The sequence below is a fragment of the Aeribacillus sp. FSL K6-8210 genome, from assembly GCF_037963925.1.
Lineage (GTDB): Bacteria > Bacillota > Bacilli > Bacillales > Aeribacillaceae > Aeribacillus > Aeribacillus composti.
This window is the reverse complement of sequence record NZ_CP150172.1, coordinates 291,586-312,627: the sequence shown is the minus strand read 5'-3', so window position 1 is coordinate 312,627 and position 21,042 is coordinate 291,586. Positions and strand designations below refer to the sequence as shown.

General features: G+C 39.6%; 16 protein-coding genes. All 16 read right to left on the bottom strand.

The window, feature by feature from the left end; all coding sequences use genetic code 11:
* Positions 1–600: 600 nt before the first annotated feature.
* Positions 601–1,623, bottom strand: a complete 1,023-nt coding sequence (locus tag NSQ41_RS01565; RefSeq protein WP_063388387.1) for an LLM class flavin-dependent oxidoreductase — start codon at positions 1,621–1,623, stop codon at positions 601–603.
* A 615-nt stretch (positions 1,624–2,238) separates the two neighbouring features.
* Positions 2,239–3,453 (bottom strand): acyl-CoA dehydrogenase family protein, encoded by a 1,215-nt coding sequence (locus NSQ41_RS01560; RefSeq protein WP_063388388.1) that lies wholly within the window; start codon positions 3,451–3,453, stop codon positions 2,239–2,241.
* Between the two features lie 42 nt (positions 3,454–3,495).
* Entirely contained in the window at positions 3,496–4,755 is a 1,260-nt protein-coding gene (locus tag NSQ41_RS01555) for an acyl-CoA dehydrogenase family protein (protein WP_339210846.1), read from the bottom strand.
* A gap of 359 nt (positions 4,756–5,114) precedes the next feature.
* Positions 5,115–6,107, bottom strand: coding sequence for an aldo/keto reductase (locus NSQ41_RS01550; protein ID WP_339210844.1), 993 nt, complete (start codon positions 6,105–6,107; stop codon positions 5,115–5,117).
* 48 nt (positions 6,108–6,155) lie between these two features.
* On the bottom strand, positions 6,156–7,526 hold the full coding sequence (locus NSQ41_RS01545) for an LLM class flavin-dependent oxidoreductase (RefSeq protein WP_339210842.1): 1,371 nt from the start codon (positions 7,524–7,526) through the stop codon (positions 6,156–6,158).
* 108 nt (positions 7,527–7,634) lie between these two features.
* Complete coding sequence (locus NSQ41_RS01540; RefSeq protein WP_339210840.1) at positions 7,635–8,525, bottom strand: MetQ/NlpA family ABC transporter substrate-binding protein; 891 nt, start codon at positions 8,523–8,525, stop codon at positions 7,635–7,637.
* A gap of 31 nt (positions 8,526–8,556) precedes the next feature.
* The gene (locus NSQ41_RS01535; RefSeq protein ID WP_066247161.1) at positions 8,557–9,219 is read right to left on the bottom strand and encodes a methionine ABC transporter permease; all 663 of its coding nucleotides are present in this window, start codon (positions 9,217–9,219) and stop codon (positions 8,557–8,559) included.
* On the bottom strand, positions 9,209–10,234 hold the full coding sequence (locus tag NSQ41_RS01530; protein ID WP_130157495.1) for a methionine ABC transporter ATP-binding protein: 1,026 nt from the start codon (positions 10,232–10,234) through the stop codon (positions 9,209–9,211). The genes NSQ41_RS01535 and NSQ41_RS01530 overlap by 11 nt, the downstream gene beginning before the upstream one ends.
* A 984-nt stretch (positions 10,235–11,218) precedes the next feature.
* Positions 11,219–12,427, bottom strand: a complete 1,209-nt coding sequence (locus NSQ41_RS01525) for an acyl-CoA dehydrogenase family protein (protein WP_339210838.1) — start codon at positions 12,425–12,427, stop codon at positions 11,219–11,221.
* A 22-nt stretch (positions 12,428–12,449) separates the two neighbouring features.
* Positions 12,450–13,682, bottom strand: a complete 1,233-nt coding sequence (locus NSQ41_RS01520; protein ID WP_144596894.1) for an acyl-CoA dehydrogenase family protein — start codon at positions 13,680–13,682, stop codon at positions 12,450–12,452.
* A gap of 106 nt (positions 13,683–13,788) precedes the next feature.
* The gene (locus NSQ41_RS01515) at positions 13,789–15,165 is read right to left on the bottom strand and encodes an LLM class flavin-dependent oxidoreductase (RefSeq protein ID WP_327856057.1); all 1,377 of its coding nucleotides are present in this window, start codon (positions 15,163–15,165) and stop codon (positions 13,789–13,791) included.
* 217 nt (positions 15,166–15,382) lie between these two features.
* The gene (locus tag NSQ41_RS01510; protein WP_066247175.1) at positions 15,383–16,771 is read right to left on the bottom strand and encodes an LLM class flavin-dependent oxidoreductase; all 1,389 of its coding nucleotides are present in this window, start codon (positions 16,769–16,771) and stop codon (positions 15,383–15,385) included.
* 453 nt (positions 16,772–17,224) lie between these two features.
* A complete protein-coding gene (gene ssuE / locus NSQ41_RS01505) occupies positions 17,225–17,767 on the bottom strand; it encodes an NADPH-dependent FMN reductase (protein WP_063386539.1) in 543 nt (180 codons plus the stop codon).
* Between the two features lie 42 nt (positions 17,768–17,809).
* Entirely contained in the window at positions 17,810–18,991 is a 1,182-nt protein-coding gene (locus tag NSQ41_RS01500) for an acyl-CoA dehydrogenase family protein (protein ID WP_117017026.1), read from the bottom strand.
* A gap of 70 nt (positions 18,992–19,061) precedes the next feature.
* Positions 19,062–19,394, bottom strand: a complete 333-nt coding sequence (locus tag NSQ41_RS01495) for a hypothetical protein (RefSeq protein ID WP_235600401.1) — start codon at positions 19,392–19,394, stop codon at positions 19,062–19,064.
* Positions 19,395–19,663: 269 nt separating this feature from the next.
* On the bottom strand, positions 19,664–20,740 hold the full coding sequence (sfnG, locus tag NSQ41_RS01490) for a dimethylsulfone monooxygenase SfnG (protein WP_063386537.1): 1,077 nt from the start codon (positions 20,738–20,740) through the stop codon (positions 19,664–19,666).
* Positions 20,741–21,042 lie beyond the last annotated feature (302 nt).

Sequence of the window (21,042 nt, the reverse complement as noted above, 5' to 3'; positions counted from 1 at the left end):
TGGAATATTCCCTGAAATGGCATCTTTTTTTGCCTAGTTTCAGCAATTCTCTTAAAATCGCATCATATAAAAAATGTTGCGGGGCTGTCCAAAAAGTCAGGATTAACTGACTTTTTGGAGCCCCTTCATTTTAGGAACTTATCGGACAGGTCATTTTTTCTATCTTGTTTATATCCTTCAGAAGTCTATGAAGGACTTTTCTTATGCTCTCTTTCTGAATTCGTTCTTCAAAAGTTTTATGACAGACATTCAGCACATACAATTGCTTCTAGTTGACTTCATGCCTCTATGAAGGACAGGATTTTTTTGTCCTTCACAGTAGTATTGCTCCAAAATCCTTCATTTTAGGAACTCATCGGGCAGCCCATTTCAGAAAAGTTATAACTACATCAAATATCTGCTATCAGAGAAATAATAGCAAGCTGTCAGCAAAGCTGATAGCCTGTTTCGAGAATCCGCAATTCATAAACATCGTTGCTTTTATGACAGCATAAATAACATTTCTGAAAAAGGAGTCTGCCGCTCTCAGATCTCTTCCCTAACTGAAAAAGTTAAACAGTATTGATAGTTGCCGAAAATAACATATTTAAAATAAAAGAACTACATTTCATTCTTTATCTCAGATAAAATACGGTACGAATGCACGCGAGCCGAATGGTCGTATATATATGAAACAACCATTATTTCGTCTACCTGAGTGTCATCCAAAAATTTTTGAAGCTTCTCTTTTATTGTTTGCTTAGATCCAACAAACGAAAAATAAAGCTGATGGCGTACCGCTTCTTTTTCAAATTCATTCCATTCTCCATCCATGCTTTCAACAGGAGGCTGCAACAATCTAGAAGTTCCTCGGATCACGCCCAAAAACATTTGATACAAGCTGGTTGCAAGATACTTCGCCTCTTCATCGGTATCTGCTGCCACGACATTCACACACGCCAACGCATACGGCTCCTTCAAATGTTCTGACGGCTGGAACTGGTCACGATATATTTTCAGTGCTTCATATAAGTGATTCGGTGCAAAATGGCTTGCAAACCCAAAAGGAAGTCCAAGCTTTGCTGCAAGCTGAGCGCTATACGTACTTGATCCAAGCAGCCAAACAGGAACATTTAATCCCTCACCAGGAACTGCGCGTACATATCCTTTCCGCTTCTCTTTCGGAGCAAAATAATTGATGAGTTCTTGGACGTCGTTTGGAAATTCTGATACTGACCCATGTAAATTTCTTCGCAATGCCATGGATGTCACCTGATCTGTTCCAGGAGCACGTCCTATCCCTAAATCAATTCGACCTGGATACAACGACTCTAATGTCCCGAATTGTTCAGCAATCACAAGAGGAGCATGGTTCGGAAGCATGACGCCTCCAGATCCTACACGAATCGTTTTCGTACCTCCTGCAATATAGCCTATTAATACAGAAGTAGCTGAGCTTGCGATGCCCTCCATATTATGGTGCTCTGCAAGCCAATAACGTTTATATCCAAATCGTTCAACATTTTGCGCAAGGTCTAAACTGTTTTTGAATGTGTCAGCCGGCGTTTTCCCTAATAAAACAGGAGCCAAATCCAAAACTGAGAATTCAATCTCTTCCAATCTTTTTTTCTGAGAATTCGTCATTTTTTCAACTCCTTTTAAACTCTCCTTATAAGGATTGTAAAAAACTGTTCAATGGTATTACAAGGAATTTGCCTGCCGCACAACTTCTCACAGTGAAAAATGCTTTTTGATTTTTTATGTTTCATTGAAGTCTAACGTGAAAATCTGTCTTTTCCCATAAACGTTGAAAAAAAACTTTTAAGTCTCGCGCTTTCAGTTTTCCAATGCTTCTTCTGTTTTAAAGTTGAAATGTTGTTTGTTATACGCTTCCCTGACAGGCAAAACTCTCGTCTACTTCCCTTGTAAATGATCAGCCACTTAAAATTGCGAATGTCCTCTATTTTTCACAAAATAAAACCTCACACCTACTATAAAAAAGAAGTGTGAGGCTTATTCATATAGTTCATCGAAATGGTTATATCTAGAGTTTTTAAAGTTTGGCAAAATAAGTCTTTAAAACATTGTAAAAAACAACAGATTTTTTGAGCAATTGGTCATTTATTCATTAATTCATAATTATTCTAACAGCGTTACAGACAATTGACCTACCGATTCATCCATTCATCATTATCCTAAATAGGCAGTAAAGTTCTTACAGATTTCAGACTCCAAATAAAAATGCATTGCTGGTTTGGTTTATTTTCTTTCATTCTCATTCCAAAGATTCAACGGCAATTCTAATAAAATTTTTGCCACTTGGTCGCGGGCGATATTATTAGATGGAGCCATCGGGATTCCTGCCCGGGCATCGCGGTAAAGCCGTTCAAAAGGTCCTTCAATATAGCCATAACCGCCCGCTACATCCATCGCAATTCGTGCAGCAAAATCTGCTGTTTCGGATGCTTTCACTTTAAATTCTATGACTTCGGATGCCAATGAGCTTATAGGTTGCCCTTCTGCCAGCAATTCATCATAATGTCTTGCTAAATCTATCTGCCATGCTTTTAAACCTGCAATTCTTATTTTCACTTCTGCCAATTTTTCACGAATGACTTGATGGTCAGCCAAACTATTATTAAATCCTTTGTTAACTGCATTCTTAACATGTTTAACAGCCAGTTCTAGTGCACCTTGGGCAACACCGAGCCAAACAGATGCAATACCCAGTATATAAATAGGGTTTGCGCCTTCATCCATGATTTCTCTTCCTAACCCTTCGTATCCCACTAGATCGCGGCCGCTTACTTTTATATTGTTAAACGTAATTGGACCACTGTGGCTTCCTCTTACACCTAATGCATTCCATGGCTTTGCAACTATACCGTCATTATGGCCGTCAACGATAAAGAAGCTAATGTTACTAGGGTCGTCAGAATCAGGTGTTCTCGTTTGCAAAATATAAAAATCTGCTTGGCCTCCGCTTGTCGTAAAGGATTTTTCAGCATTAATGATATAATCGCTGCCATCGCGCTCAGCCTGGCTTAAGCTAAACCATACATGACCTCTTGTAGCTTTTTCACTAACAGCAAAGGTTCCGATCGCACCATCTCTGATAGGGAGCAGCCACCGTTTCTTTTGATCATCGTTTCCATATAAAACAATTACTTGTGCTGCTCCAACATGCATAGCATATACTAAAGCTGTTGACGCATCAACTTTCCCGATTTCTTCAGCCACGATGGAAAATCCTAAATATCCTAAATCTAATCCTCCCCATTTTTCAGAAAATGTTACTGAATTCCATCCTTCTTTCGCAAGGGCTAACAAACTTTCACGCGGGAACTCCCCACTCTTGTCAATTCGTTCAGCGCTTGGTTTAATGACTTCTTCAATAATTGGCTTAACTTTCTCCCTAATTTCCTCAATAAATGCTCTTGAATACTTTTTGTTAATTGTTTCATAGTTACTCATTTTTAAACACTCCTTTTTATATATAAAATTTTTAAAACAGCCTTAAAAGTAAACCTCTCTTATTGGAAGATCTGTACTGTTCACGACGTAGTCGCCAATAGCTCTAGCTTTGTAAACTGTTGGATTATGTGAAGCAAGAGTGCGAATATTACGCCAGTGACGGTCAAGATGTTTTGATTGTCTCGTTGCGGATGCCCCTCCAACCTCGAAAAGAAGCGTCGAGGCCTGTAAGGCAAGTTGATCTATAATAACCTTGGCCTGTGCAGCTCGCAGGGAAGCTTCATGGCTCAGAGAATAATCGATCACTCCATTAACTGCTGAATTCAGAGCAGCATCAATTGCATCTGCGGCAGCTAGGACAATAGTTTCTGCGGTAAACGCGCTGCTTGAGAGCTGTCCAATGACATGCTGCAGTTGCGGATCTTGTCGAGGTGTATCCGCAGCAGCAAAACTGAATGTCCGTGATCTTCCATGAACTAAAGCTTTAGCGTCTGTCACCACATTCCGCAAGATGCCCGCTATCACTCCATGCAAATAGAGCTGCAGAAAAGAGTTGAAAGGCGTTTTGGAGCCATCAATATATGTTATTTCATCTTGATTGACATACACATTGTGAAGACGTGTAGTACCGCTTCCTGTCCATTTTTGTCCGATGCCGTCCCAGTCATCTTCAATGATGACACCTTCACGATTTGTCGGAATTATTACCGATGCAGGCCTTCCTTCATGAGTTGATGCCGTAACAACTACCCAGTCTGCATACAGTGTGCCGGTACTAAAGTATTTTTTGCCATTCAATAGGAAGACTTCACCATCCGGTGATAAAGTTGTTTCAAAAACCAAATTTCCAGCATTATTGGATGAAATTTCAGCAGAAGCATTGCCGATGATTTCTCCATTGGCTACTCTTTGCAGCCACTTTTCACGGAGTTTTTCATCCGTAAGCAGCAAAAATTTCTCCACTTGGGAAAAGTGTGAACGAAGGCTGTGTGCGACATCTGGATCAGCTTCCGCTAAACGTATTAAAATTTGAAAAAGATCACGAATATTTGCACCGCTGCCGCCAAGTTCAACAGGTAATCGCAATGCACCCAATCGAGATTTTCGGATTAAATCAAAGGCATAATATGGATGATCTTTACTCCCAGTACTTCTGCGTTTTTCAGCATCTTCTGCAATTGCAGCAATTAAGTATTCTAATTCTGGTGAATCAACTTTTACTGGGCTGGTAAAAGTTAGAGAATTTGATTCATCTTTATTTTTGAAGTTAATCCTTTGATTTAATGGTTTTTGGCTTGACATTCATCAAACACTCCTGTTTTGTTTTTTAAATTTACCAACCACATCTTTTTCGCGTATTACCGCAAAAAATAATGTGAAAGTTCAAACGTTCAACTGTTTCATCAATCCGTTTGTTTTACACCGCAGCTTACACCACGATTGTTTTGATTCAGGAAATGGATGTCCATTTACCAAGCTCTGATGTTCATCATTAGAATACTTAAGTCCACCATCCCGTAAGAAAAGATTGCTCCAACAGCTTTTCACAAATTGCCATTAAAGGAAAAGACAGCATAACCATTCTCTGATTTCAAATTTGTCAAAGTGTGAAATCGATTCTTATGCTAGATTTTTAAAACACTAGCACCGTTTCCTCTGGATTACTTTCTATATTTGCTAAATAAATCCTCATCTGGACTATGATCCGTTGGTAATGGAGGCTCATCTGACAATGCGGATATCTGTTCTCTTTCACTGGCAGTTAAAGGGATTTCTGCCCCAGCAATCGATAGGGCCAGTTGTTCCGGATTACGTGCTCCTATAATTGGAGCAGTTACAGCAGGATGATGTAATACCCATGAAACTGCTAAAGAAGCAGGATGATATCCAAATTGTTTCGCCAGCTCCGTAAATTGATGTGCAACAGTAAAATAATACTGATGACTATATCTTTTCTCATAATTCTTTTGTTCTACTAATCTTACTTGCTCCGGCTTGTTTATACTGTTATATTTTCCGGTTAATAAGCCTCCGCCGAGCGGACTGTAAGTTATGGCACCTAATTGCTCTGATTGAGCTAACGGAAAAATTTCTACCTCCGCTTGCCGTTTTACGAGATTATACATCGGTTGAATTAACTCAAACCGTGCTAGCTGTTTTCTTTCAGATATTCCTAGAGCTTTTGCAATTTGCCAGGCAGCCCAGTTACTTACAGCGGGGAATAAAATCTTCCCTTGTTTTTGTAAATCATCTAAAGCTCTAACGACTTCTTCAATATCTGTATACTCGTCAAACAGATGAACAAAATAAAATTCAATCCGATCAGTGCCCAATCTTATTAAACTTTGTTCAACTGATAAAAAAAGATTTCTTCTCGATAAACCGCCGCTATTTAAATCTTTGCCTGTAGGCAAGCCTGCTTTAGAGGTTAAAACAATCTCATCTCGATGACCGGCAATACACTTTCCAAGAATTTCTTCAGCACGTCCATCATTATAAACATTTGCTGTATCAAAAAAGTTTATCCCGGCTTCTCGACATTGCTTATACATCATAATGGAAGTTTCTTCATCTGCAATGCCGCCGAATGACATTGTTCCAAAGCATAAATTTGAAACATGAATGCCTGTCCTTCCAACTGTACGAAATTCCATTATTACCTCCAACATTATGAGCTGAAGGAGAAGCAAACTTTAAAATTGTTAAAAATTCCGATATTTTGCACCTGTATGATCATCTGGCAGCAGCTTTTTCCCTGTACCAAACAGCTTCTCCCTCAGTGTTCCTTTCTCGTATTCTTTTTTATAGATTCCACGTTTTTGCAGCTCCGGAACAACGAAATGAATGAACTCTTCAATGCTTCGAGGCGTTATAAGATGTGCAAGATTATACCCGTCGATTCCAGTTTGTTCGATCTGGAATTGAATGCTGTCAGCTATTTCAACGGGATTGCCGACTAATACATTACTCCTTCCGATCGTTTCAAACTTGTTTAACACTTCTCGAACAGTTAATTTTCTTGGCGCATCTTTCGTTAATGAAGCAGCTCGAGACTGACCATGTTCCGTATGCTTATATTCAAAAAAGGCGTCTTTATCTTCATATTTAGATAAATCATAGCCTGTTGAACCGCTATATTGAGCTTTTGCCGCTTCAGCACTCCACAATCGATTGTATTCCTCATATTTTAATTCAGCTTCTTCTGTCGTTTCTGCCACAATGACATTTAAAAACGTAAATGCTTTAATATTATCAGGATTCCGTCCGTATTTTTCAGCCCGTTCTTTAATATCTTGAATATAAAATCTTAATTTTTCGGGCGTCGACCCGCCAACAAACACACACTCTGCATGCTTGGCGGCGAAATCTCTGCCGCGTTCAGAAGAACCTGCCTGAAAAATAACAGGTGTCCGCTGTGCAGAAGGATATGTTAAATGCGGGCCTTTTACGCTGAAATATCGCCCATTATGGTTTATTTCATGAACCTTTTCGGGATCAAATAAAATTTCATTTTCCGCATCGCCAACAAACGCATGCTCCTCCCAGCTGCCTTCCCAAAGCTTATAGGAAACCTCCATAAATTCATCGGCAATATCATAACGCTCGTCATGTTTAACAATTTCTTTATGGCCGTAGTTTTGCGCAGCATTTGGCAAATATGAGGTGACAACATTCCAGCCAATTCTGCCGTTTGTAAAGTGATCTAATGTGGAGAAACGACGTGCATTTGAAAACGGATGTTCATACGTTGTGCTGACCGTTACTACAAATGACAAATGCTCTGTAACAGCTGCCACCGCTGGTACAATAAAGGCCGGATCATTTAGCGGAACTTGAACGCCGTCTCGAATCGCAGCATCTTTACTATTTTGATAGACATCATACACTCCTGCTACATCTGCAAAGAAAATAGTGTCAAACTTCCCTTTTTCCAACAATTTTCCTAACTCAATCCAATAATGTAGATCATTATAATAAAGATGACGTTTATTTTGAGGATGCTTCCATAATCCGTGAGAATTATGCATAGCTCCTGCCATATCAAAAAGATTTAATATTATCTGCTTTGCCATATTTCTCACTCCAGCATCTTTTCAAAAGTACAAATTCCGATTCTATCAGTCGATTGTCATCAAATTCAAATGCAGCCTTGCTCGCAAATAAACAATTCCTTTCTTATGTTATTCTTTGCCTTGTTTTATATTTTCAACTAAGCGATCTAATTCTTTTTGCAGTTCTGGTACTGGCACCTTTGTGACAATGCTTGCACCCTTCGTATCTTCTTCTACTGCTTTAGCTACTTCTTCTGTCTGATAAATTTCCGCAATGGTCTTATATGCCTCATTGTCTTTATTCTTTTCTAAAGTGGCAAAAACGTTAACATACGGCAGTGTATCTTTGCTGTTTGGATCATCATGAAAAATGGCATCTGCTAAAGTGTAGCCGGCTTGACCAGCTATTCCGCCATTAATAATTGATGCGGCTACATCAGGCAGTACTCTAGGAGTCTGTTGGGCAACGACTTCTACTATTTCAATATTTTTTGGATTTTTAACGATATCTTTTACTGTTGGATAAAGACCGACATCTTCCCTTAACTCAATTAATCCAGCTTGCTGCAGAACCTTTAGCCCTCTGCCTAAATTAGCCGGATCATTTGGAACCGCAATTTTTGAACCATTTGGGATCTCGGATACATCTTTATATTTTTCCGAATACAATCCTAAAGGAGCAACAACAGTTGAGCCAATCGGCACAATATTCACATTATTTTCCGCGATAAATTGACTTAAAAATGCAAGATGCTGGAAGGCGTTCACATCTACCTCGCCATTGACAAGTGCAGTATTTGGCAGCACATAATCGGAAAATTCGACATATTCTACCTTAATATTTTTTTCTAACGCTTTTTTCTTAATGATGTCCCAATACTGTCCATCTGATCCGGTAATCCCCACCTTAACAGTAACGACTTTTTCATTTTTATCACCAGATGCTGAATCGCTGTTGCAGCCCGCCAGGAGGCCAATCACCAAAATTGTAACTAGTAAATGGAATAGTTTGATTTTCATAAAATAATAATCCCCCTAATATATGATTGATCTATCTGCGTAAAAAGAAACGTGAAAGCATGTTGCCAATAAATTGGGCAATTTGAACAAGAATAATTAATATGACAACCGTAACAATCATGACGGATGTATCAAACCGCTGATAACCATATGTCATCGCAAGATCCCCAAGGCCCCCTCCGCCGACCGTTCCAGCCATGGCGGAAAAATCAATAAGTCCTACGGTGATAAATGTAATTCCTAAAATTAAAGGCCCTAATGCTTCGGGAATTAGTACCCCAAATATTATTTGAATGGGTGATGCCCCCATCGCCTTTGCAGCCTCAATAATACCTGGATCAATTGAGACTAAATTATTTTCTACCACCCTGGCAATGGCAAAAGCTGCAGCAATGGTCATCGGAAAAATAGCCGCTGTCGTTCCAATTGTAGTTCCCACAACGAATCGCGTAAGCGGGCTGATGGCAACTAAAAATATGATGAACGGTATAGGTCGAATAATATTGATTAATAAATTCAAAAATGAAAAGATGAATCTATTTTCTAAAATATTGCCTTTACGGGTGACAAATAGCAGTAGTCCCATGATAATTCCTAAAATACTAGCAAAAATCAATGTGAAAATGACCATTGTAATCGTTTCACCTGTTGCTTGAAGTATTCTAGGCCAAAACGTCGTCCAATCAACTTTCACCGTTTGTGACCTCCCTTACTTCAACTATCTCTGTCAACTCTTTTAATACTTCTTCAATTTGAGAATCAGCTCCAATGAATTCCACGATTAAATTGCCAAACAATTGATTTTGAAGTTCATTGATGCTTCCGTAAATGATATTAAAGTGAATATTATGTTTAGCTGTTAATGTCGATAATATAGGTTGACTCGCAGTGTCTCCTGAAAATACAATTCGATAAAGCTTTCTTTCATGATCCTTCCTTAACTTTTCAAGCAAGCTCGAAGATAATTTTTCATTTACAACCGAACTGATAAAATTTTTCGTCGTTTTTTCTTGAGGATTTGAAAATATATTAAAAACCTCGCCCTCTTCAATGATTCTCCCGTTTTCCATAACCGCTACGCGATTGCAAATTTTTCGAATCACGTTCATTTCATGTGTTATTAATAAAATCGTAATATTGAATTCTTCATTCACTTTTTTCAATAGATTTAATATTTCATTTGTGGTTTCTGGATCTAAAGCCGAGGTAGCCTCATCACATAACAGAATGTCTGGTGAAGTTGCAAGCGCTCGTGCAATCCCTACTCTTTGTTTTTGACCTCCTGACAACTGTTCTGGAAATTTGTCAGCTTTGTCTTCAAGACCAACAAATTGTAATAGCTCTGTAACTCGTTGGTGGATTTCCTCCTTCGATTTTTTCTCCAATTTTAAAGGGTAAGCAATATTGCCATATACCGTGCGAGAATTAAATAGATTAAATGTTTGAAAAATCATTCCAATTTTTCTTCTTAATTGCCGCAGATCTTTCGAAGATATGGAATTCAAATCATAATTATCGACTATAATATTTCCTTTTGTCGGACGTTCGAGTAAATTCACTAACCTAAGAAGTGTACTTTTTCCGGCTCCGCTAAAACCGATGATTCCAAAAATGTCGCCTTTTTTAATGTGAAGCGAAACATCTTTTACAGCTTCTACTTTTTTCCCACCAGACTCGTATATTTTACTAACTCTCTCTAGCCTAATCATCAATTTCCTCCACCAACCGAAAATTTATCCAGATCTATATACAATATCCCCTTTGTTCAAAACGTTTAATGCGGGAACTACTCGAGTGTTTGGGCCGATGGCGCTTCTCCCATCTTAACTCATTATGTTTAATTTAATTTGTTTAACTTGGAAAAATGGCGATGAACCATAATACTTTGACACATTTGTGCAATGCAAAAAATTTTTTTCCTTGTCATATTGTGAAAATCGAGTAGGAGGGAGCGATTAACTCCCGTCCTCTCACACCACCGTACGTACGGTTCCGTATACGGCGGTTCAATTAAGATAATTGACGCAAGTCTTTATAACTTCCGTGAATAGCTGTTCTCTTTATGCCAGTGGTCACTCCACCCTCCAAGAGATCTCCCACGGGATTCACCGCTTCCTCCCTCAAGTGAGGTACTACGTTTTCTGTGTTCATCATGACTCACTGAATGCCAAGGGCTATTCTCTCTTAATTGTTCGGTCCTTCTTAGTTGTTCTAGACCAACTAATACTATGACCTCTGCTGACTTCTGACGGTTCAGCTATCTATCACTAGATAGGTTACCAAGGTTACTTGGCGTGCCAGCCAGACCTCCCCGGGTAAGAGTGTAATCTTTCCTTCCATCCATCTGCTTCATTTACTCTGTATCACCTTCGGCAGAAAGGGCTTTGTTTTGTCTTGCAAACTCACCCAGTGATACCTAGCCTCATATGAAGTTCGTGTTCCTCAGACCGGAAGTTTGCCGCTCGCTTCCTTCAGATTCCGCGTCACCACGGACACCCTTGCGTTAAGCTAACTGCTACTTCTGCCTTCGCAGCTCGGGACTTTCACCCTATAGATTACACCCATGCCGGGCGCACAAGAAAGGCCTTAATTTCATTTTTCATGAAATTAAGGCCTCTGGTGTTCCAGTCAGCAAATATTATGCACTTTTCTGCTCAGCAGCAGAAAATGCTCCCACAGTCTCCAGCATCCTCCTATTTAAATTGCACTTCTTTCAAGCTATTTCGATATTCTTCAATCACGGATTTCGAAACTTGACTCACGACCATGTCATTTAAAGGAGGATTATATAAACCACACTGAACATCCCTAAAATATCTTTCTAATGGCAAATCTTTCGATAACGAATGACCGCCTGCGATTCTCATAGCCAGCTCTACTATTTTGATCGCATTATTACATACTGTATATTTTGTAATAGAGACTTCATTGCTTAACTTATCTCGAACATGTAAATTTCGGTCCCATTTTTCAGCTAAACCGTATAACAGGTATCTTGATACAGCGATTAAAATTTCGATTTCTCCAATTTTATCCTGAACATGCGGCGCCTCTAGAATAACATCTCCTAGACTTGGTGAAAATTTCTCAGCCGCATACTTTAAAATAAAATCTCTGGCAGCAATCGCAATCCCTAAATAAATGGCTGGCAACTGCAGCGTGTAGGCACTGCTGTTGCCCTTAAAGCGGTTGTTCTTCCCCTTGTCAATGTAAGACAATAACGCCTCTTCCGGCACAAACACATCATGCAGTTCGATATCATGGCTGCCTGTTGCTCTCATTCCCAAAACATTCCATGTATCTATCAATTGTACCGAATCATTTTTTTTAATTAAAAATTCGGCCGTTTTATCTTCTTCTTCGACATATGCCAAAATCGTAAAATGCGACACAATTGGCGCCAATGTTGCAAATGCCTTTCTTCCTGAAATGATATATCCGTCTTTCGTTTTTCTCGCAATTGTTGATGGGGTTCCACCTCTTACAATATTGCCTGATGTCCGCTCCGTGACAAAAACATTTAATAATGAACCTTCCTCAACGGCCTCTCTGCATATTTTCGCAAAAATTTCTTCTTTCCAAGGCCGGAAATCCCTAAGGCTAAAGAATGCCATTAAGTGCCATCCTATCGCCAGTGCCGTAGAACCACAGGCTTTCGCTAATCGTTCTTGTACAAGCAAAATTTCATATAATGAAAGTTCTTCACCGCCATATTCTTTAGGGATTGTTAGCTTATGATAACCCTCTTTTTTCAGGATTTCGATATGCTCAAACGGAAATTCTCCTGTTTCATCATATTTATCAGCTGTCTGTCGAATTTTCTCTGCAATGTGCTCCGCATATTCTACGAGCCTTGCATCTCGTTCATTTCGAATCGTCTGATTGCTTGCGTTAAAATCCATTGTGCATCCTCCAATAAAATCCTTAGAAGTAAACCTCTCTTATCGGAAGCTTCGTACCATTCACAACATAATCGCCAATAGCTCTTGCTTTGTAGGCTATCGGATTATGGGAAGCAAGTGTGCGAATATTGCGCCAGTGGCGGTCAAAATGCTTGGATTGTCTCGTAGCTGAAGCGCCGCCAACCTCAAAGAGAAGTGTAGCTGCTTGTAATGCAAGGTGATCGATAATAACTTTCGCCTGAGCAGCTCGCAGGGAAGCCTCATGACTTAAATCAAAGTCTATTTCTCCATTAACCGCCTCATTCACTGCTATGTCTAATGCATCTGCGGCAGCCAGCACAAGTGCTTCTGCGGCAAACGCGCTGCTTGAAAGCTGCCCAATAATTTGCTGAAGCAGCGGATCAGCCGCTGGTGTATCTGCCGATGCAAAAGTAAAGGTTCTGGATCTTCCATGAACTAAAGCTTTAGCGTCTGTCACCACATTCCGCAAAATACCCGCTATCACTCCTTGCAGATAGAGCTGTAAAAATGAATTGAAAGGCGTCTTCGTCTCATCAATAAATGTTACTTCTTCTCGATTGACATATACATTGTTTAAGCGTGTTGTACCGCTTCCTGTTAATTTTTGTCCGATACCATCCCAGTCATCTTCAATGATGACGCCATCACGATTTGTCGGAATAAACGCGGAAACAGGTTTTCCTTCAGGGGTTGATGCCATAACGATTACCCAGTCGGAATATATGGTACCGGTGCTAAAATATTTCGTACCGTTTAATCGGTACCCTTCGCCATCTTGAGTCAAAGTTGTTTCAAAAATCAAATGACCAACATTTTTTGATGAAATTTCCGTAAAGGCATTCCCAATAATATCTCCTTTTGCCACGATTCCCAACAATTGCTCACGTCGTTCTTTATCCGGATTTCGAAGTATTTCTTCTACTTGCCAATAATGGGCACGAAGGCTGTGCGCCACATCCGGATCGGCTTCAGCTAAACGGATTAGGACATAGAAAAGATCACGAATACTAGCTCCTCCACCGCCTAGTTCAACAGGCAGACGTAAAGCACCCAATCGAGATTGCCGAATTAAATCGAAGGCGTGATAAGGCAGTTCTTCACTGCCGGCATTTCTTCGTTCCTCAGCGTCTTTAGCAATTACATCAATCAATTGATCTAATTCAGGCGAATCAACTTTTACCGGACCGTTAAAAGTCAAAGAGCTTGCTTCATTTAATTGATTTTGAATTGACATCTTTTATGCACTCCTTTAATCGTATTTTAAATTTCACTATTCACATCTTTTTAGTAATATTTATTTGTAAAAAAAAGAGCTAAACAGCAATTACAAGCACCTCAGATCAATTCACAGGGCTTTTCGCTGCAAATGCACCTCGGTATTTTGCAGCAGGATGACGCTCATTGAGACGATCTGTCCCAAACAATTTGCGCCGCAATGTTCCTGGCTTTCCATATCCATTGCGCGCTAAACCGCGCTTTCGAAGCACAGGCATGACTTGATCAATAAATTCTTCATAGGAACCGGGAATCGTCGCATTGATGACATTGATGCCGTCAACACCTGCATCCCTCCAAAGCTCAAGCTGGTCTGCAATCATTTCAGGAGTGCCGACAATACGGTTTGTTTTGCTCCTGAGCCTAGCAAGATCTCTAACTGTAGGAGTCCTTCCCGGCGTGCTTTGCTTTAGCCATTCATATGTGCTTCTGATCCCTTCAGTTTTGATATCTTCCAATGGAGTATCTAAAGTAGCATTCCCTAAATCAATTCCCATCCCCCCAGCGGAATGAGCGATCATCATATCGAAATCAATCTTATTTTCAAGTTCATATTCTTTTTGCCGAGCTTCTTCCTCCGTCTTTCCGACCACAAAGTACAATCCCTGATAAAAGTGGATATCCTCACTCTTTCTGCCATTTTCAACCGCCAACCTTCGTGTTTCATCGATCAGCTTGCGGGCATTTTCAGGATCAGGTGCTCCAATGAAGATCGCTTCAGCATTGCGAGCCGAAAAATCTCTGCCAGTAGGGGACGAACCAGCTTGAAAAAGCAACGGTGTGCGCTGCGGTGATGGAGCCACTAAGTGCGGTCCTTCCACCTTGTAGCGCTTGCCGACATGATGAATTTTATGGACTTTCGCCGGATCCGCATGAATTCCGCTTTCACGGTCCTGCAAAAGCGCTCCTTCATCCCATGAACCTTCCCAAAGCTTATATAAAACATCAACATATTCATCCAGCCACTCATATCGTTCATCATGCGGAACTAAGCCGTCATAGCCAAAGTTGCGAAAGGCATTTGCTGAGTAGCTGGTAACCATGTTCCAGGCAATTCGTCCTTTGGTGATGTGATCTAATGTTGATACACGGCGTGCAAAGTTAAAGGGAGGTTCTTGAACCGGAGCCGCCGTAAAAGCTAAGCCCAAATGTTTTGTATTTACTGCAAGTGCTGAAAGCAGTACCATTGGGTCATTACTAGGTACTTGCAAGCCATTTTCAATATGGAAATCCCATCCTCCTCGAAAGTCATTGTACAGCCCGACGACGTCGGCGAAAAAGATGACGTCAAAACCTCCCTCATCCAGCCGTTTCGCTAAAGAAACCCAAAGATTTACGTCATTAAAGTTAAGCTGATGACCTTCTTGATCACGCCACATCCCGTGAAGAATGTGAGAAGGTGTATTCATAACAAAAGCAGAAAATGATAATGGCTTTGTCATATTCCCCATATCTCCATTTATCCTAAAAATTTGTTTAACCAAAAAAAGAATTCATTTCATAAACGACTTAAAGGACTTATGAATCCGCAGCAAAATTGGCAACAAGTCAAATAAAGATGATGCAAAAGTAATACTGACTAACGACTAACCTACAGTTTCTTTTTTTCAAGGCTGATCATACGAAGTTCAAAGCTTCTTTTGATACAAAAAAGTAAGGTTAATCCTGCAGTTGATAGCTTAAATTTCTATATTTAGCTCCAATATGGTCTTCCGGTAAACGGGACTGGCCTTTGCCAAACAATTTTTCCCGCAAAGTTCCTTCTTCATATTCTTTTTTCACGACTCCACGTTGTTGAAGCTCCGGAATGACAAGATCAACAAAATCTTTAAAAGTTCCCGGCGTTATTGCATAGGCGAGATTAAATCCATCGATATCCGTATCTTCAATCCATTCCTCAAACGTATCAGCTATTTGCTTTGGTGTTCCGACTACTACAGGACCCATTCCGCCTATTCCAGCAAAATTCGCCAGCTCGCGGACAGTCCATTTTTTATTTGGACTTGCTTTCGTTAATGATTCGAGCACTGATTTGATGGCGTTAGTATCAATGTATTCAATTTCTTGATCAGGATCATATTTTGAAAAATCAACACCTGACCAGCCGCCTAATAAAGAAAGGGCCCCTTCATAGCTGATATATTGCGATAATTCTTCATATTTCGCCCACGCTTCCTCCTCCGTCCGCCCAACAATCGGTGTGAACAAAGCGAATACTTTTATGCTTTGCGGATCCCTGCCAAATTCAGCAGCCTGGGCTCTTAAATTTTTAACATATGAAGCGATAGGCTCTTTTCCTGGCATCGAAACAAATGTGCACTCAGCATGTTTTGCTGCAAATTGACGCCCTCTCGCTGAAGCGCCTGCTTGATATAAAACAGGTGTTCTTTGCGGCGACGGCTCGCACAAATGAATGCCTGGCACATTAAAATATTTGCCGTGATGATTTATTTCATGAACCTTCGCTGGGTCTGTGAAAATTTTTCTATCTCTATCTTTTATAACAGCATCGTCTTCCCAGCTGCCTTCCCATAATTTATAGCAAACTTCCAAATATTCTTCCGCAATATTATATCGTTCTGAATGGAGGAACCGATCGCCAATATCGATGTTTTTCGTTCCGCTTTCCAAATAGGAAGTAACAATATTCCAGCCTACTCGGCCCTTTGTTAAATGATCTAAAGTCGACATTCTGCGTGCAAATGTATATGGATGCTCAAATGTTGTAGAGCATGTGATCCCAAAGCCTAAATGCTCCGTTGCATGCGCCATTGCAGAAACAAGTAAAATAGGGTCATTGACTGGAACTTGGGTTGCTTCACGTACTGCTGTTGTTTTATCATTTCCATACACATCATAAATGCCGATTACATCTGCAATAAATAATCCATCGAACCGCCCTTTTTCCAGTAATTGCGCCAGCTCAACCCAATATTCAATATCTTTATATCGGTATGACTGATCTTCAGGATGCACCCATAATCCCGGAGATTGATGCGCCACACAATTCATATCAAAAGCGTTTAAATAAATTCGCTTTTTCTTCATATGATTTCCTCCCGACTAACCGTAAATTTGACATTGTCGTTTAGTTATCATTCCATGGACCGATAATGTCTGTGATTCTATATATCAAAACTGAAATAGAGTGGGATCATTATTCACAAATTTTGAAAGGTACGTGTCTCTTTCTCAAATACTTGTTGTTACATCTTTTTCTTCGTTTTATTTAAAGGTTTATAACGAAAAAAAACAGAGACTATCTTTGCAAGTACGAAACTTGCGATGATATGTCTCTGGTCGTCCAGTCAACATGATACATTTGATCATATGAAATTTTTGCTAAAGTAATATATTTCCCTATACAAAGGTAAGAATTTTTTGGTTGGAATCAACGGCAGCTTAAGCAATTTATTGGTGACAGTTCTGGCACCATTATTTTTCATCTCCGTGAGCAGGATGAAACATCCTTTCTGTTCGGTGCAAACAATATATAAATCACTATTTTAATTGTTCAACTTTTAACCGGCTTAATAGATCATTCAATGATGTTTGTAATCTCGATTCTATTTCCGCATCAATAAAAGTAACCTGATCTTCGTGATAGCCAATTTGAGAATCTACGAAATACACTCCTTTTAAAATCTCCTGGCTGCCTAACACAGAAGCAATCGGCTTAATAGCATATTCCAATGTTAAAAGATGAGCTGCTGTTCCGCCGGTAACCACTGGGAGAACAACTTTATCAACGAATCCTTTTTCAGGAATGAAATCTAACAGGGCTTTTAACACCCCAGGATAGCTTGCTTTATATACAGGACTTACAATAATAACTGCCTGTGCTTGTTCAATCTGTGCTAAAACCTCTTGAATTTTTGGGCTGTTGAAGTTGGCAAATAAAAGATCTTCTGCCGGCAGGTCACGAACTGAAATGGTAGACGCATTCAGCCCTTCAGCCTTGATCCTTTTTTCTAAATAAGCAGAGATAGCTAAGCTTCTTGATGGTTTAGATGGACTTCCGGAAATAATCACGATATTTGACATAATGTCAACACCTTTCTTCAATTAAATTCGATCGTTTTTACATTAAGAATACGGTGTAATCTCAGGTAATTTACCGTTAAGGGCCCATTCTCCGATATCACGGATTTTATATTCAATGGGATCATGCAACGTGTGAGTCCTTACATTTCGCCAAAAGCGGTCAAACCGATATTTTCCTAAAGTTGCCCTTGCCCCCATTACTTCAAACATACGGCTGGTAACCTCTAAAGCTGCTTTTGCTGTTGCAACCTTTGCAGTCGCAATGATAATTCCACACTCTCCACGTTCCTGTTCTGTTAATGCCCTTTCTTTATCCCATGCTTCTTGCAGAGCATTTGAAGCGTCTTGGGCCAATGCAGCTGCAGCTTTTAACTGCACATATAAATCTCCATACTGGCGAATCGTATATGGATCGCTCGTCGCCTGATCTACTTTAGAGGTCAGCCAAGGACGAGTGATATTTTTCGTATAGTTTTTCGCTTCTTCAAATGCTCCCTCCGCAATTCCAAGAAGAACATGAACTAAAATGGTTTGAGCAGTATGCGTCCTTATAGTAGGGAAAAAGCTTTCAGGTTCTTGTTCATAGAAATTTAATATCTCTTCTTCCTTCAGCAGTACATCTTGAAAAACAACAGTGCCGCTATCCGTTTGCCGTTGGCCGAAGCTATCCCAATCATCATTAATGATTATTCCCGTCCGATTAGTAGGAATAACGGCAATAACAGGGCGATCTTGATTTGGACTTTTAGCTGATATAAGCAGCCGGTCTGAATCTTTAGCACCCGAGCAAAAGCTTTTTTTCCCAATTAGCTTTAACTGATCCCCTTCTCGCTTTACGAGCAAGCTTTCATCAAGAGGATTATAGGTATTTCCCCAAAACAAATTATTTTCAGCCGTTTCCTTATAATACTTCTCTTTCTGCTGAGGGGAACCGAATAGATGTACGGATGTCAAGCATAAGAAATGATAGCCGAATAAGTGAGCCAATGACCCGTCTACTTTTGCCAGCTCACGTGTAATTTGCAGCACAGCTTTCCAATCCTTCCCCAGTCCGCCTAAAGACTTCGGGATGATAAGTGAAAGTAATCCGCTTTTTCTAAGCAGATCACGTTCTGCTTTTGCTGTTCCTCCTCGTTCATCCCTTTCAATTGCAGTTTTAGCAAACTCCTTTGCTAACTGCAAAGCTGTGTCAAGGTAATGACCTGTTCCTTCTGCAACACTCATTCATTAGTTACCCCTTTGTCTTCTTTATCTAAATAATGTTTGTGATTAATAGTTTACTGACATAATCGTTCTATTGTTCCATTATTTCATTCATAAATTGATGAAGCTTCTTTGAAAGACCTCCGTTTCCAAAACGGATATATTTGCGTTTTTTAAAATCCGCATCTTCTCTTTTGACAAATTCCAGAAAAGCTAAAATATAAATTCGACGATGAATAATAGAAACGACTCCATTTGTATAAAACCAATTGTCAATCGTATTGAAAACACCTTTATTTATCCGATAATTCTTTTGGCACCAAAGGAAAAATTGTAAATCCGGCAAATTCAAATATTCATTTTCTCGCAAAGATTTTTGTTTTTCCGCTTTATAATCCAATATGTTCACATAACTATTTGCCACCGCTAATCCACCTTTCCATGTTTGTAAAAAAAGGAAAGAGACTCTCATTTCAAGAAACATGATCTTGAATTGAGAGCCTCTAGTTGTCCAGTCAGCATTCATCAAACTATTTTGTTTATTACTAAATTAATACATATTATTCCTATATGTCAAGTATTATTTAAAGAAAGAGACTCCTCATTTCTTGATGTTGAATGCTCAACATCATTCATATTCATTTGTTAGTTGTTCCGAAAGCTTACTCATTTCGAGTCTTATGCTTCTTTATATTAGTTGGCTAGGATTCCCTCCAATTTTGCTTCTTTTTCTCTTACGAGCGGAATGACTTTTTCACCAAAGGCTTTTAAGTCTTCATCGTAATGTAAAAATCCTGTCAAAACAATATCGACTCCTATTTTTTTCAGCTCAATGATGCGATCCGCCACTTGTTCTGCCGTCCCAATCAAACCTGTTTTGAAACCGTCATTATATTGCACAAGATCTTCGAAGGTGGATTCTGCCCACATTCCTTCACCTTCAGGAGAGGCTTTCCCTGCGAATTTCACTTGACTTTCAAAGCCTTCCACAGCTTCTTTATCTGCATGTAAAACAATATCTTTTAAAACTTGTTTTGCTTCTTCTTCTGTATCACGAACAATCACGAAGCCATTAACACCGAATTGGATGTTTCTTCCGTTCGATTCAGCCAATGATTTCACATGATCAATTTGCTTTTTCAGATTTTCCAGCGAGTTTCCATTCATGAAATAAACATCTGAAACTCGTCCAGCCATTTCTCTTGCTGCTTTCGAGTTTCCGCCTTGGAAAATTTTCGGGATATTAATAGGTTTAGGCTTTAATGGCGCTTCATTTATACGATAAAAATCTCCTTTAAAAGTAGTGGTTTCCTTTGTCCACAAATCTCGTAGAACCTGTATAAATTCTTCAGACCGTCGATAACGTTCATCATGGTCTAACCACGGTTCCCCATAACCGATAAATTCATTTTTAAACCATCCGCTGACAATATTAATTGAAGCACGACCATTACTGATATGATCAATCGTTGAAATAATTTTTGCTATGACACCTGGATGCCAAAGACCGGGCAGCACAGCTGTAATAATGTTTAATTTTTTGGTACTAGCGGCAAGTGCAGAAGCAAGCGCAGCGGCTTCTAATTGTTTTTCAGCTCCGTAGCTGGCGAAAAATCTTGTTTGCAGCAGGACGTAATCAAAACCATTTTCTTCAGCTATTTGTGCATAACGTTTGTTATCCTCAAATGACCAGCCTGTTTTCTGTGGCAGATTAGAGATCACAAGCCCTCCACTAACGTTTGGCGCCCAATAAGCAAATTGTAAACCCATTGATTTTCCCTCCTTAAATTTTAATAAAAAAGGCTCATATCAGATCCCTAATATTAGGAACTGATATGAGCCTCTGGCGGTCCAGTGGGCAACCGGATAAAAGTAAAAGATTTAAGTATGATATTAATTCCATTATTCCTATTTGTCAAGTATGTTTTTAAAAATTTCGACTTTTCTTGCTAGTTTTATTAGATCAGTCCTTAGAATTAGACATGAGGGAAAGGCAGAATGGAAAATGGGTCATGGAGCGAAAGGGAATATGATTATATATAATGGATCAGGGAAATAAATAATTCTTTCTT